At 77.9% G+C, this 1,265-nt stretch carries 1 protein-coding gene; it reads right to left on the bottom strand.

Annotated elements, in window-relative coordinates:
• Nucleotides 1-1,265, bottom strand: a 1,265-nt coding sequence (locus tag LPA54_RS32650; protein WP_228984386.1) for a beta-ketoacyl reductase, incomplete at both ends; no start/stop codon positions are given.

Raw genomic sequence — 1,265 nt, 5'->3', positions numbered from 1 at the left:
ACGTTGTACGGCGCCTCGGGCGCGGCGCCGTCGACGGCCCCGGAGAGACCCGGCACCCGGTCGGCCGTCGGGCCCGCGACGAGGGGCGCTGACGGCTGAGACGCGGGCAGCTGGGGCGCGGACGGCCCGGGCGCGGACGACCCCGACACGGGCGACTGGGGCGCGGACGGCCCAAACGCAGACGGCTCGGGCGCGGACGGCCCGGACACGGACGGCTCAGACGCGAACGGCCCGGGCGCGGACGGCCCAGACACGGACGACCCCGCCCCGGGCGACTGGGGCGCGGACGGCCCAAACGCAGACGGCTCGGGCGCGGACGGCCCGGACACGGACGGCTCGGGGGACGGTCCGGACACGGACGGCTCGGGGGACGGTCCGGACACGGACGGCTCGGGGGACGGTCCGGACACGGGCGGTTGAGACGCGGGCGGCTCGTGCGTGCAGGCCGTGGCGGCGGCGGCCAGTGCCGCCAGCCGCGGTCCGTGGTCGTGTCGCAGGCGGTCGGTCAGGTCCCGCACGCTGGAACTGTCGAGCAGGACCGACAGGGGCACCCGCCCCAGGTCGTCCTCCAGGATCCGGCTCAGCCGCATCGACGCGATCGAGTCGATCCCGTACGCGTCGAGCCGAGCGTCCGGATCGATCGTCCCGGCGGGCACTCCGGTGGTCTCCTCGACCTTCCGCGCCACCCACCGCAGGGCGTCCGCCCCGTCCGGCGCTCCGGGGGCGTCCGGCGGGGAGGGGTCCGGCCCGGCCGCGGAGGCGGCGGGCCGTGCCCCGGGCGAACCGGTGGCCCGTTCCCAGACACCGGTGTCCCCCGCGACGTGGGCGGTGCTGGCCGTCTCCGGGCTGGGCGGCGCGGCCAGGCGCGGCGCCCGCACCGCGTCACGGGTGGCGACGGGACGCAGTCCGTAGGTCTGGGCGAGGTAGTCCAGGGCGTGGGCCTCGAGGGTCATCCCGGCGTCGGCCAGCACCGGCCAGCCGGCCGACAGGGTGCGCCCGGGGCGCTGTCCGCGCGCGGCCCAGCGGGCGCGCCGCCGGGCGAACCCGTCCAGGAAGCCGTTGGCGAAGGCGTAGTCGGACTGCCCCTGGTTGCCGACCAGGGCGGCCAGCGAGGAGCACAGCAGGAAGAAGTCGAGCGGATGCCCGGCGAGCGCGGCGTCGAGGTGGAGCGCGCCGAGCACCTTGCCCCGGCACACCTCCTCCACGGCCTCGAGGCTCTTGCCGCGCAGGAAACCGTCGCGCAGCACCCCGGCGGTGTGGACGAC

The sequence above is a fragment of the Streptomyces sp. DH12 genome (assembly GCF_020873895.1).
In the GTDB taxonomy this organism is placed as follows: domain Bacteria; phylum Actinomycetota; class Actinomycetes; order Streptomycetales; family Streptomycetaceae; genus Streptomyces.
Note: the sequence above shows the minus strand (reverse complement) of the source record. Positions and strands in the feature narration are given on the sequence as shown.